Raw genomic sequence first — 12,204 nt, 5'->3', positions numbered from 1 at the left:
AGGATTTTCACCAGCTCACAGGTGGCGGCCGTGGCATACACCGGGCCGCGGTAACCGTTGTAACACCGCTGGAGCGCTTCAGATCCCGCTCAACGCCAGATCCATCGCGAAGTAGGTGAAGATCAGATCCGCCCCGGCACGCTTGATCGAGCCCAGGCTTTCGCGCACCACCCGCGCCTCGTCGATGGCCCCGGCCAGGGCGCCGAACTTGATCATCGCGTACTCGCCGCTGACCTGGTACGCCGTCACCGGCAGGCGCGAGGCTTCGCGGATGTCGCGGATGATGTCCAGGTAAGCGCCGGCCGGCTTGACCATCAGCGAGTCCGCGCCTTCCTGCTCGTCCAGCAGCGATTCACGCACCGCTTCGCGGCGGTTCATCGGGTTCATCTGGTAGCTCTTGCGATCGCCCTTCAACGCGCTGCCGCCGGCCTCGCGGAACGGACCGTAGAGCGCCGAGGCGAACTTGGTGGAATAAGCCATGATCGCAGTCTGGGTGAAACCGGCTTCGTCCAGGGCGCGGCGGATGGCCTGGACTTGCCCGTCCATGGCCGCCGACGGCGCGATCACATCGGCGCCGGCACGGGCCGCGGCCACCGCCTGCTTGCCGAGGTTGACCAGGGTCTGGTCGTTGTCCACTTCATGGCCGTGCAGCACGCCGCAGTGGCCGTGGTCGGTGTACTCGCAGAAACAGGTGTCGGACATCACGATCATCTCCGGCACCGCGTCCTTGGCGATGCGCGACATGCGCGACACCAGGCCGTTGTCGTTCCAGGTGTCGCTACCGTTGCTGTCCAGGTGGTGAGACACGCCAAAGGTCATCACCGACTTGATCCCGGCGCGGGCGTAACGCTCGATCTCCCCGGCCAGCTTCGATTCCGGAATGCGCATCACCCCCGGCATGCTCTTGATCGGCACAAAATCGTCGATCTCTTCCTCGACGAAAATCGGCAGCACCAGGTCGTTGAGGGTGAACTCGGTTTCCTGGAACAGGCTGCGCATCTGTTCGCTGCGGCGCAGGCGACGGGGACGGGCTTGGGGGAACTGGCTGGACATGGGATTTCCTCAGGGCAGGCCACGTGAGACAAGGCTGGGTGCGATAACGACCGCAGCTAAAAAGAGCGAAGCTTATGCCCGAAGCCGCGACCGGCACAAACACCGCGTCGCCAAGACTGCGTTGCCGCTTTGGTAACAATGCCCATGAATGCGAGTGGTTACGCCTGTCAGACAAACAGCCCGAGACGAAACTGTCGGGCCGATTTTCGATCTAACTAATACACGCCCGAGCCGTTCGCGCGGGCCTTGAAGGCCAGTGCCTGCGGCAGGTATTGCTCGCGTGTGCAGGACCGCCCGCCCCATGGAGGCGGCCCGTGGCGGATCGCCTGCCGGGCATCCTCGAGCACTCAGATCGAGCCCCGTGGCAGCGCGTTTCGCGGGATGGCTGTCGTGGGCGGAAAGACCGGGCTTGCAGGCCTGCGGGCCCGGTTGCCGTTCTGTCGTGGCGGGTCGCCCCAGGGAGGGCTCGCGGCCCGCCCTCAACCCGGGAGGAGAAGCGAAAATGGCCAACTCCGTGAAAAAAATGCCGATCCAGACTGAAGACAAGGCCACCCGGCGTTCGAGCATGAGCGACCTGTGGCAACCTCTGGAAAAACTGCGGCAACAGGTCGATCACCTGTTCGATGACTTCAATCGCGGCCCCGGCCTGTCTCCCTTCAGCCGTGGGCTGTTCGATGTGGATCCGTTCTGGCGGCGCGAACTGATCGGCCGTGGCATGCCTGCCGTCGATATCACCGAGAAAGACGAAAGCTTCGAAATCACTGCCGAATTGCCCGGCATGGATCAGAAGAATATCGAGATCAAACTCTCTGACGGCAGCCTGGTCATCAAGGGTGAAAAGAGAGAGGAAACGCAAGAAAACAGAAAAGGCTATCACCTGAACGAACGTCATTACGGTTCCTTCGAGCGGGTGTTCAACCTGCCCAAAGGGGTCGATGCCGAGAAGATCGAGGCGAGCTTCAGCAAAGGCGTGCTGAGCATCTCGCTGCCGAAAAAACCTGCCGCCCTGAATGCGGACAAGGTCGTGCAGATCAAGGGCGAATGACCCAGGCCAGCCAGCCCCTTGCCGGGAAATCGGCAAGGGGCTTTTTTTGCCGGCCAACAATAAGGACCGTGAATCATCGTGCCGGCAAGGCGCATGACAACCAGACACGAATGCCCCGCTCAGCGCGAGCGGTTGAGCGCCACGGCCGCCAGGATCAGCGCCTGCAAGGCGGCCTCGTCCAGGCTGTCACCCTCATGCAGATCGATCGCCCGTCGGGTATTGCCCTCGAGGCTGGCGTTGAACAGGCCTGCCGGGTCGTCCAGCGCGGCGCCCTTGGCGAAGGTCAGCTTCACGACGCTCTTGTAGGTCTCGCCGGTGCAAAGAATGCCGCCGTGGGACCACACCGGCACCCCGCGCCACTTCCACTCCTCGACCACCTGCGGGTCGGCCTGCCTGATCAGCCTCCGGACCCGGGCCAGCATCTCGCCGCGCCAGTCGCCCAGTTCCTCGATGCGCCCGTCTATCAGCCGGGAGGCCGCGCTGCTCTCCTCCGCCGGCTTGGCGTCGCTGGTGTGTTTTTTCATCCTGGTCATCCTCTGGAGGGGTGTCGTCCCGACCCCTGAGTATCGCTGACAGGCCATTTCCCTCCAGGTAACCGACGAGCGTCACACCGGCAGTTCGGTGCTCAGTTTGATTTTCTGCACGGGGACTTCCGTCTTCAGGCGCTGCACGCCCTTGATCCGGGCCAGGTGCTTGATCTGGAACTGCCGATAGGCCACCCACCCAGCCTCGATGCAGGCTTGCTTCTGGCGTCGCTCGGATACGGTGGCGCCCCTGAGAGGCAGGAGGTCGCTGTGTTGGCAGGAGGGAGTAGCGGGAATCGAGAGCCAGGCACGCCATCCATGCGCACCTGGTTTCTTTACAGCGGGAGGTGAATCAGTTCCAGGGACGGTCGCCGTTCTCGTCCTTGACGCGGGTCGGCAGGCCCATCACGTCCAGCGCCTTGAGGAACGGCTCGGCCGGCAGTTCCTCGACGTTGACCATGCGCTGCACGTCCCATTCGCCACGGGCCACCAGCAGGGCCGCGGCCACCGGCGGCACGCCCGCGGTGTAGGAAATGCCCTGGCTGTCGGTTTCGGCAAAGGCTTCTTCGTGGCAGGCCACGTTGTAGATGAAGACTTCGCGCGGCTGGCCGTCCTTGGTGCCCTTGACCAGGTCGCCGATGCAGGTCTTGCCGGTGTAGCCCGGCGCCAGCGAGGCAGGATCGGGCAGCACGGCCTTGACCACTTTCAGCGGCACCACTTCCAGGCCTTCGGCGGTCTTGACCGGTTGCTCGGAGAGCAGGCCAAGGTTCCTGAGCACGGTGAAGACGTTGATGTAGTGCTCGCCGAAGCTCATCCAGAAGCGCACGTTGGGCACGTCGAGGTTCTTCGACAGCGAGTGCACTTCATCGTGGCCGGTCAGGTACAGGTTCTGCGAACCGACCACTGGCAGGTCGTCGGTGCGCTTGACTTCGAACATGGTGTTGCTGGTCCACTGGCTGTCCTGCCAGCTCCACACCTGTCCGGTGAATTCGCGGAAATTGATTTCCGGATCGAAATTGGTGGCGAAATATTTGCCATGGGAACCGGCATTGACGTCGAGAATGTCGATCGAATCAATGCGGTCGAAATACTGTTGTTTGGCCAGGGCCGCATAGGCGTTGACCACACCCGGGTCGAAGCCCACGCCAAGAATGGCGGTGACGTTCTTCTGCTGGCATTCCTCGAGGTGCTTCCACTCGTAGTTGCCATACCAGGGCGGCGTCTCGCAGATCTTGCCCGGTTCTTCGTGAATGGCGGTGTCCAGGTAGGCCACGCCGGTATCGATGCAGGCACGCAGCACCGACATGTTGAGGAAGGCGGAGCCGACGTTGATGACGATCTGCGATTCGGTCTCGCGGATCAGCGCCTTGGTCGCCTCGATGTCCAGCGCATTGAGCGCGTAGGCCTTGATTTGCGCGGGCTGTTTGAGGCTGCCCTTGGCCTTGACGCTGTCGATGATGGCCTGGCATTTGGAGATGTTGCGCGACGCGATAGCAATACGACCGAGTTCGTCGTTGTGCTGCGCGCACTTGTGGGCCACCACCTTGGCGACACCTCCTGCACCAATGATAAGAACGTTCTTCTTCAATTTCTTTATCTCTCCTTTCCGCCAGCTTACGAGAGGCTGGACAGGTAGTCTTCGAACCCAAATTCACGAACCACCTCGACACTACCGTCGAGTTGTTTCACTACGATGGACGGCATTTTCAGGCCGTTGAACCAGTTTTTCTTGACCATGGTGTAACCCGCCGCGTCAACGAACGACAGCCGATCGCCGATGGCCAGCGGACGATCGAATTGATACTCGCCGAAGATGTCTCCGGCCAGGCAAGACTTGCCGCACACCATGTAGGTGTGTTCGCCCGCGCTGGGCGCCAGCTTGGCGTTCAGGCGATAGATCAGCAGATCGAGCATGTGCGCTTCGATGGAGCTGTCGACCACTGCCAGGTGCTTGCCGTTGTAGAGGGTGTCGAGCACGGTGACTTCCAGCGAGGCGCTCTGGGTGATCGCCGCTTCGCCCGGCTCCAGGTAGACCTGCACGCCGTACTTCTCGGAGAACGCCTTGAGGCGCGCGCAGAACTCATCCAGGGCATAGCCTTCGCCGGTGAAGTGGATGCCGCCGCCGAGGCTGACCCATTCGACCTTGTGCAGCAGGTGGCCGAAGCGCTCCTCGATGGTGCCCAGCATCTGGTCGAACAGGCCGAAGTCGCTGTTCTCGCAGTTGTTGTGGAACATGAAGCCTGTGATCTGCTCGATCACCGCCTCGACCTTCACCGGGTCCCACTCGCCCAGGCGGCTGAACGGACGCGCCGGGTCGGCCAGCAGGTAATCGGAACTGCTCACCTGGGGGTTGACCCGCAGACCGCGGACCTTGCCCTCGGACGCCGCGGCGAAGCGCTGCAGCTGGCCGATGGAGTTGAAGATGATCTTGTCGCAGTTGTCGAGCATCTCTTCGATTTCGTCGTCGGCCCAGGCCACGCTGTAGGCGTGGGTCTCGCCGGCGAACTTCTGCCGGCCGAGCTTGAGCTCGTACAGCGACGACGAGGTGGTGCCGTCCATGTACTGCTGCATCAGGTCGAACACCGACCAGGTGGCGAAGCACTTGAGCGCCAGCAGGGCCTTGGCGCCGGACTGCTCGCGCACGTAAGCGATCTTCTCCATGTTGCCGAGCAGTTTCTGTTTGTCGATGAGGTAGTACGGCGTTTTGATCATTTCGAGGCCTCCGGCCAGGCCAGCCAAAAAAAGGATGCGCATTGTGCCTTCACTTGCCGCGTATCGAAAGGGCAGAAAGCACCGCTCGCCGGGTCAGTGCCTCGGCACCGCCCCCGGATCGGCTCTGTTGCAGGCAATGCTCCAGGACGCAAACCGCCTGGCAGCCCCTATCCTAGGGGCCTGCCATGACGTTCTGAAGTGTCGTGCCACGCCGGCTGGCACGCAGCGCCGTGTGCTCAATCATCCTCGTGCAATTTGATGCCCCGGGCGTGCAGCAGGTGGGGCACCACCAGCACCAGCAGGGTCAAGCCGAGGAAGGCCGCGGCTATGGGTTGGGTGACGAATATCGACCAGTCGCCCTGGCTGATGGACAAGGCGTTGCGCAGTTGTTTTTCCGCCATCGGCCCCAGCAGCATGCCGACGATCACCGGCGCGACGGGAAAATCGAAACGCCGCATCAGCACCCCGCCCCAGCCGATCGCCAGCATCAGCAACAGGTCGAAGGACGAATGGCGCATGCCGTACACGCCGATGGAAGCGAACACCAGGATCCCGGCATTGAGGTACGGCCGGGGGATCTGCAGCAGCTTCACCCAGAGCCCGACCAGGGGCAGGTTCAATATCAGCAGGATAACGTTACCGATATACAGCGAGGCCACCAGGGTCCAGACCAGGTCGCCGGAAGTCTGGAACAGCAGCGGCCCCGGCTGCAGGTTGTAGTTCTGGAACGCCGCCAGCAGGATCGCCGCGGTGGCGGAGGTCGGAATGCCCAGGGTCAGCAGCGGCACCAGGGAACCGGTGGCGCTGGCGTTGTTGGCGGCTTCCGGGCCGGCCACCCCTTCGATGGCGCCCTGCCCTTTGCTGGCGGCAAAGTCTTGCGGGTGCTTGCTCAGCTTGCGCTCGGTGGAATAGGACAGGAAGGTCGGAATTTCCGCGCCACCGGCCGGGATCGAGCCGAACGGAAAGCCGATCAGGGTGCCCCGCAGCCAGGCGGGAATCGAGCGTTTCCAGTCGGCGCGGGTCATCCACAACGAGGTCAGGCGATGCCGGCCGGACGCTTCCGCCTTCTGATACAGCAGGCTGTACAAGGCCTCCCCCACGGCAAACAGGCCGACCGCCACCAGCACCACTTCGATGCCATCGACCAGCTCGGGAACGCCCAGGGTGTAGCGGGCAATGCCCGAGGTCGAGTCGAGGCCGATCAGGCCAATGCCCAGGCCAATCCCCAGCGAGGCGAAACCACGCAGCATGGACGCACCGAGCACCGCCGACACCGTGGTGAAGGACAGCACCAGGATCGCGAAATACTCCGCGGGGCCGAACTTCAGCGCCAGCATGGCGACGATGGGGGCGAACAGGGTCAGCAGCACCGTGGCGATGGTGCCGGCGAAAAACGAGCCGATCGCCGCGGTGGCCAGGGCCGGCCCGGCGCGGCCGTTGCGGGCCATGAGATTGCCTTCCAGGGCGGTGACCATGGACGACGACTCGCCCGGGGTATTGAGCAGGATCGAGGTGGTCGAGCCACCGAACTGCGCGCCGTAATAGATGCCGGCGAACATGATCAGCGCGCCGGTGGGATCGACCTTGGCGGTGATCGGCAGCAGCAAGGCCACCGTCAGCGCCGGGCCGATCCCCGGCAATACGCCGATCGCCGTGCCCAGCAGGCAGCCGATAAATCCCCAGAGCAGATTGATCGGCGCCAGTGCCGCGGAGAAACCTGTCGCCAGGTTCAAGAGAATGTCCACCGTGTGACCTCCTTCGGCCCGGATCAGATCCAGGCATTGACCAGGGGTGGCAGGGCCACGCCCAGCCCGGCACTGAACAGCCAGTAGATCGGCAGGGTCAGGGCGATGCCGATGGCCAGGTCGCGCAGCGGACGCCGGCTGCCGAACCCTCGCGCGGAACAGGCAAACAGCAAGCCGGCGGCCAGGACGAAACCGATCAGGTTGATCAGTACGGCAATCGCCACCAGGCCCGCGGTGACCCAGGCCGCCCCGAGCCTGCCGCCGGGCTGGGCGCTGTCGTCGCTGTCGTCGCCGGATGCGGCCAGCTCGCGCAAACCACCGGTGCAGGCCTGGTAGCTCAACAGCAGGCCCACGGCGCCCAGAAAGGCGCCGACGGCGCTGGGATAGACATGGGCACCGAGGATGACGAAGCCCATCTCGGGCGGAAAGCGCAAGGCGCCGATGACCAGCACCAGGCTGATGGCGATCAGCCCCAAGCCAATCGCCAACTGCGACAGCACGACCCTGCTGCGCCCGGCCATCTCAAAGCAGCCCGACCTTGACCAGCATCGCCCGCAGGCGCTGGTGTTCCTCGTCGACGAATTTGCCGAACTCATCGCCGGTGAGGATGCTCGGCGACCAGGCGTTGGCTTTCACATTGTCCTGCCAGACCTTGCTGTTGGTGGCGGCCAGGACCGCGTCGGTGACTTGCTTGCGTTGCTCGGCCGTGAGGTTGGCCGCACCATAGACACCGCGCCAGTTGCCGATGATCACGTCGTAGCCTTTCTCCTTGAGGGTCGGCGCATCGATGCCGGGAACGCGCTCCGGAGCGCCGATGGCGAGCAGGCGGAACTGCTTGGACTGCACGTACTTGGCCAGTTCGGCATAACCGCCGGTGATCACCGTGATGTGCCCGCCCAGGGTCGCGGCCACCACTTCGCCGCCGCCGGCATAGGCAACGTAGTTCACCTTGTTCACCGGCACCTCCATCTTGCTCGCCAGCTCGGCGATGCCGATATGGTCGATGGAACCCTTGGAGCCACCGCCCCACTTGATGCTGGCCGGATTGGCCTTGAAGTCCTTGAGCAGCTCCTCGAGGGTCTTGTAGGGCGACTCCTCACGCACGGCGAGCACGTTGTATTCGGTGAACAACCGGGCAATCGGCGTCACGTCCTTGAGGCTGATCTGCGGCTTGTTCTGCTCCACCGCGGTGACCATGATCGCCCCCACCACCAGCAGCGCATTCGGGTCGCCCTTGGTGCTGTTGGCAAACTGCGCCAGCCCCAGGGTGCCGCCGGCTCCGCCCTTGTTCTCGAAGGTCACGGACTTGGCCGTGCCGGCCTCGAGCAAGGCCTTGCCCAAGACCCGCGCGGTCTGGTCATAACCGCCGCCCACGGAGCCCGGGGCCATGAACTTGACCGTATCCAGGGCGAACGCCGGGGTGGCGAGGGTGAGCGTGGCGAGGCTGGCGGCAATGGCCATGCCGCGGCTGAATCGACGCAGTGCTGTGAACATCAGGTTTCTCCCGAGACTATTGTTTTTGTTGATACCGGTTGAATGCGCCCAGGGCCGTCGCCCTGTGTGGCCTGCGGTTAAGTGTAGACGGCCGGCGGTTGGCGACCGCCAGAGGAGAGAACCCCGGGTAAAGAATGCGACCAGGGCCTGACGCTCCCGCCAAGGGCGCGCCTGGGGAGTCTTGATTCGGGGTGGAAAGCAGTTGGCCGGGATAGAAGCCCGGCCGTGCTTATCAGCAAGAGAAGATCAGCGATTCAGCAAGAGAGGATTTGCGATCCTTGCCCATCACGAACGGGTCTTCACCGTGATGAACATATGCAGCCGATCGTGGATTTCCTGGAGGGTGTGGCGGAACGGTTCATGTCTGTCGCTGGTGACCGGGTCCTCGAAGTTCCAGACGATCACCTCGCCGGAGGACGGCATGCGCGCGGCCTCTTCCGAGGACTTGTCGCACAGGGTGATGACATAGTGGAACTGCTGCCCCGCGAACTCGTCGAGGGCCTTGCTGCGCAGCCCCGCGGTATCGATGCCGATATGTTCGAGAGACTCCAGGGTGCGCGGGTCGATCTCGCTGGCCACCAGGCCGGCGCTGAAGGCGTCGAAATCTTCGGCGTCGGCGTGGCGCAGCAGCGCTTCGGCCATCAGTGAACGGGCGTCGTTTCTGGCGCAAACGAACAGCACGCGGCGTTTGTCACTCATGGTTCATTCCCCTGTTTTCAGACTGCTGGGATAGTGCCGCGGGAAATCGCACTTTTTATGACAGCCTGTTTTTCGACGGCGGGATAGCGCGGCGACGGCGTGCACGCATTGCCCGTCGGCTGATTCCGGCGTGGCCGGTAAAGGATTGAAATAGAGCGACGGAACACCCTGGCGGGAACCGCTGGCCGGAGGAAGGCCAGCGGCTTGCAGATAACGATGGGTAATCAGTTGTTACATATCAGGCCATGCAGCACGCCAAAACGCAGCCCCGGCTCGGAAGGCGTCATATGGGTGACGCCAAACACCTTGAACGCCGCCAGCATCACCGCCAGGCCGCCGGGCAGGATGCTCAGGCGATGGGATTGCAACCCGGCCAGCCGCAGGCGTTTGACATGCCCGGCCTCCAGCAGGCGCAGCGACAGGCGCAATAGCCCGCCGTAGGTGATGCCGTCCTGGCCATCGTCGTTCAGGCCATTGGCCTTGAGCACCTTGGCCAGGAACCGGGTGGTGCCCGAGGAGCCTATGGCCTGCTGCCAACCCAGCTGGCGATAATGCCGGGCGACTTTCTCGAACTTCAGGCTGGCCAGGCGCTCGGTTTCCTGCAGGGCGTGAGCCGAGACCGCGCCGCCCGGAAAGTAGCGCGCGCCGAAGGTCGCGCTGCCAATGGCGATGCTCTCGGTCAGCAAGGGCTGGGCGCCCTGCCCCAGGATCAACTCGGTGGAACCGCCGCCGATGTCCACCACCAGCCGCATGCTTTCGCTGCCCGGCACGGTATGGGCCACGCCGGCGTACACCAGCCGCGCCTCTTCATGCCCGGAGATGACATCGATGCGAAACCCCAGGTGACGCTCCGCGCTGGCCAGGAACAGCGGCGCATTGTCGGCTTCGCGCACGGCGCTGGTGGCCACCGCCCGCACCCGCCCGGCCTCGAAACCGCGCAGTTTCTTGCCGAAGCGCGCCAGCGCCTGCCAGCCCCGGTCCAGCGCCAGCGCGTCCAGCGCGCCCTCCTGAAAACCCTCGGCCAGGCGCACCGGCTCCCGCAGGGTCTTCACTTCCTGGATCATGAACCCCTGGCTGCGCCTGACCGGCTGGCCGATCATCAGGCGAAACGCATTGGACCCAAGATCAATGGCCGCGAACAGAGAGGCGTCACCTTTCATGGAGGATTCCTGGCAGATTCATCGACCGGCAGGCCGCGGCCTGTCGAGAACTAAAGACGGTTTGCGGCGATCTTGCCATTCCTTCGATGACGCCAAGATGACAGCCACCCGCCTTTTCCAGGCCCACTCCCGCGCACCCTGTCCCTGCTTGTGAATCAGGCGCAGGGCGCGGCCGTCGACAACGTCAACGCCCTGTCATCATCCTGTCATTTCCCGTGGTGACACTCGGGTCATCTACAACGCGTGCTCTCCTTTAAAGCTGCCCCACCCGGCGGCTTTTTTTTGCCCGCGAATCGCGCTCAAGGGCGCGTCGCCAGCTGCACGCAACGGATCGCCAGGATGCTGGTCGGGTCCACCAGCGCCACCCGGTAAGCGCCGACCTGGAAATCGGCGCAATGGCTGAGGACCAGCGGCAGCTCGGTGCACCCCAGGATCAGCACCTCGGCCCCCAGCTCACACAGGTGCTCGGCGGCGAGCAGCAATTGCGCCTTGCAGATGCCGTCGACGAAACCCGCCTTGATCCCGCGCTCGCCGTAGATCGCGCTCATCACCAGTTCCTGATAATCGAAACCCGGCGTGAGCAACGACAGGCCGGCGAGCCGCGCAGCCTCGTGGTAGACCCGACTCTGCACCGTACCCGAGGTGGCCAGCAGGCCGATGGGCTTGCCCGGGCCGTATTGCTCGACGATCGCCTCGATAGTTTCGTTGAGCATGTTGACGATGGGCACCTGTAGATAAGGCTGGATGCGTTCGACAAAGGCGTGGGCGGTATTGCAGGGTATGGCGATCGCGTTGGCCCCGGCACTTTCGAGCCGCTTGCAAGTGGCGTACATGGCCATGGTCGGGTCGGCCTGGTCGAACAGCAGGTTCGCGGTCCGGTCCGGAATCTGCGGGTTCTGCTCGACCACCATGCGGATATGGTCCTGGTCCCGATCGGCCGGCGTATGTCGGACCACCTTGGCCATGAAGTCCACGGTGGCCGCCGGCCCCACGCCGCCGACTATGCCGAGCTTGAACGGCGGCCGGGCGGGCTGGCCATCGGCCTGGGTCGCCGCCGCGGCGTAGATCTCGTTGACGTCGAGCAGCGTCACCCCGCGACGCTGCAGGTCGGCGCACACCAGCGACAGCTCGGTCATCCCGGGCACTATCAGGTTCGCGCCCTGTGCCTGCAACGACAGGCAAGCCTGGTACACCCCTTCCAGTGGCACCCCGTCCAGGTGCCCGTCCTTGATTCCGTCCACCCCGTAGATCGCCGCCATCATGGCCTGCTGATCCTGCGGCTCGGGATAGACCAGCTGGAAGTCGGCCCCCAGGTATCGCTCGAAGAGCCCGGCGTGCCGCACGTAGTCCGAGGCGAGTACGCCCAGGACCGTACCCGGTTCCAGCACATGGCGGATATGCGCGCTCAGGGCCGCCATCATGTCCAGGATCGGGATGCCCAACTCCTGCTGGATCTCTTCGCGGAAGGTGTGGCTGGCAAAACACGGCAGCATGATCGCGTCCACCCCGCTGTCCTCAAACGACTGGCAGACCTGGAAGACATAGAACTTTCTGGACGTCATGTTCGCGTCGCGCTCCAGCGGCAACAGCAGGTCCTTGAACGGGTGCTGTTCGAACAGGAAGTGATAGCGCCCCTGATCGGCCAGCACCGCCCGGGACTTCACCAGCTTGAAGAACAGATCGCCGCCGGCCAGAGAGCCCAGCCCCCCTACGATGCCCAGCCTGCTGGCCGGCGCTGGCTTGCGTGTCGGTTTGGATAGGCTTTTCATCGC

The 12,204-nt window shown here is 63.9% G+C and carries 11 protein-coding genes; 1 reads left to right on the top strand and 10 read right to left on the bottom strand.

Annotated elements, in window-relative coordinates; translation table 11 throughout:
* Positions 1 to 78 precede the first annotated feature (78 nt).
* Positions 79 to 1,053, bottom strand: coding sequence for a porphobilinogen synthase (gene hemB, locus PVZ80_RS26655; protein ID WP_009048237.1), 975 nt, complete (start codon positions 1,051 to 1,053; stop codon positions 79 to 81).
* A 502-nt stretch (positions 1,054 to 1,555) separates the two neighbouring features.
* Between hemB and PVZ80_RS26650 the strand changes: the two genes are divergently transcribed.
* Positions 1,556 to 2,098, top strand: a complete 543-nt coding sequence (locus PVZ80_RS26650) for an Hsp20/alpha crystallin family protein (protein WP_009048236.1) — start codon at positions 1,556 to 1,558, stop codon at positions 2,096 to 2,098.
* 119 nt (positions 2,099 to 2,217) lie between these two features.
* On the opposite strand, the gene PVZ80_RS26645 is transcribed toward PVZ80_RS26650, so the two are convergent.
* The 9 genes from PVZ80_RS26645 to PVZ80_RS26605 form a co-directional block, all read right to left on the bottom strand.
* On the bottom strand, positions 2,218 to 2,622 hold the full coding sequence (locus PVZ80_RS26645) for a DUF1801 domain-containing protein (protein ID WP_016703310.1): 405 nt from the start codon (positions 2,620 to 2,622) through the stop codon (positions 2,218 to 2,220).
* A 352-nt stretch (positions 2,623 to 2,974) separates the two neighbouring features.
* Positions 2,975 to 4,210: a saccharopine dehydrogenase family protein gene (locus PVZ80_RS26640; protein ID WP_016703308.1), complete on the bottom strand. Its 1,236-nt coding sequence runs from the start codon at positions 4,208 to 4,210 to the stop codon at positions 2,975 to 2,977.
* A gap of 26 nt (positions 4,211 to 4,236) precedes the next feature.
* Entirely contained in the window at positions 4,237 to 5,334 is a 1,098-nt protein-coding gene (gene nspC, locus PVZ80_RS26635) for a carboxynorspermidine decarboxylase (RefSeq protein WP_009048233.1), read from the bottom strand.
* 236 nt (positions 5,335 to 5,570) lie between these two features.
* Positions 5,571 to 7,079: a tripartite tricarboxylate transporter permease gene (locus tag PVZ80_RS26630; protein ID WP_038631419.1), complete on the bottom strand. Its 1,509-nt coding sequence runs from the start codon at positions 7,077 to 7,079 to the stop codon at positions 5,571 to 5,573.
* Positions 7,080 to 7,102: 23 nt separating this feature from the next.
* On the bottom strand, positions 7,103 to 7,600 hold the full coding sequence (locus PVZ80_RS26625; protein WP_038631417.1) for a tripartite tricarboxylate transporter TctB family protein: 498 nt from the start codon (positions 7,598 to 7,600) through the stop codon (positions 7,103 to 7,105).
* A 1-nt stretch (position 7,601) separates the two neighbouring features.
* Positions 7,602 to 8,573 carry a Bug family tripartite tricarboxylate transporter substrate binding protein gene (locus PVZ80_RS26620; protein ID WP_124339893.1) on the bottom strand — a complete coding sequence of 324 codons (972 nt, stop codon included), beginning with the start codon at positions 8,571 to 8,573 and terminating at the stop codon, positions 7,602 to 7,604.
* A 285-nt stretch (positions 8,574 to 8,858) separates the two neighbouring features.
* Positions 8,859 to 9,272 (bottom strand): arsenate reductase ArsC, encoded by a 414-nt coding sequence (locus tag PVZ80_RS26615; protein ID WP_038631413.1) that lies wholly within the window; start codon positions 9,270 to 9,272, stop codon positions 8,859 to 8,861.
* 224 nt (positions 9,273 to 9,496) lie between these two features.
* A complete protein-coding gene (locus tag PVZ80_RS26610) occupies positions 9,497 to 10,432 on the bottom strand; it encodes a Ppx/GppA family phosphatase (protein ID WP_103331660.1) in 936 nt (311 codons plus the stop codon).
* A 299-nt stretch (positions 10,433 to 10,731) separates the two neighbouring features.
* Positions 10,732 to 12,201 (bottom strand): aspartate/glutamate racemase family protein, encoded by a 1,470-nt coding sequence (locus PVZ80_RS26605; RefSeq protein ID WP_009048227.1) that lies wholly within the window; start codon positions 12,199 to 12,201, stop codon positions 10,732 to 10,734.
* Positions 12,202 to 12,204 lie beyond the last annotated feature (3 nt).

This window comes from Pseudomonas sp. B3G-3, from assembly GCF_028640915.1.
GTDB classification, from domain to species: Bacteria; Pseudomonadota; Gammaproteobacteria; order Pseudomonadales; family Pseudomonadaceae; genus Aquipseudomonas; species Aquipseudomonas chlororaphis_I.
This window is presented reverse-complemented; position numbering and strand designations above follow the sequence as displayed.

Coding starts and splice junctions, on each gene's coding strand:
- hemB (WP_009048237.1), bottom strand. CDS start 1,053: ATGTCCAGCCAGTTCCCCCAAGCCCGTCCCCGTCGCCTGCGCCGCAGC.
- PVZ80_RS26605 (WP_009048227.1), bottom strand. CDS start 12,201: ATGAAAAGCCTATCCAAACCGACACGCAAGCCAGCGCCGGCCAGCAGG.
- PVZ80_RS26610 (WP_103331660.1), bottom strand. CDS start 10,432: ATGAAAGGTGACGCCTCTCTGTTCGCGGCCATTGATCTTGGGTCCAAT.
- nspC (WP_009048233.1), bottom strand. CDS start 5,334: ATGATCAAAACGCCGTACTACCTCATCGACAAACAGAAACTGCTCGGC.
- PVZ80_RS26615 (WP_038631413.1), bottom strand. CDS start 9,272: ATGAGTGACAAACGCCGCGTGCTGTTCGTTTGCGCCAGAAACGACGCC.
- PVZ80_RS26650 (WP_009048236.1), top strand. CDS start 1,556: ATGGCCAACTCCGTGAAAAAAATGCCGATCCAGACTGAAGACAAGGCC.
- PVZ80_RS26620 (WP_124339893.1), bottom strand. CDS start 8,573: ATGTTCACAGCACTGCGTCGATTCAGCCGCGGCATGGCCATTGCCGCC.
- PVZ80_RS26625 (WP_038631417.1), bottom strand. CDS start 7,600: ATGGCCGGGCGCAGCAGGGTCGTGCTGTCGCAGTTGGCGATTGGCTTG.
- PVZ80_RS26645 (WP_016703310.1), bottom strand. CDS start 2,622: ATGAAAAAACACACCAGCGACGCCAAGCCGGCGGAGGAGAGCAGCGCG.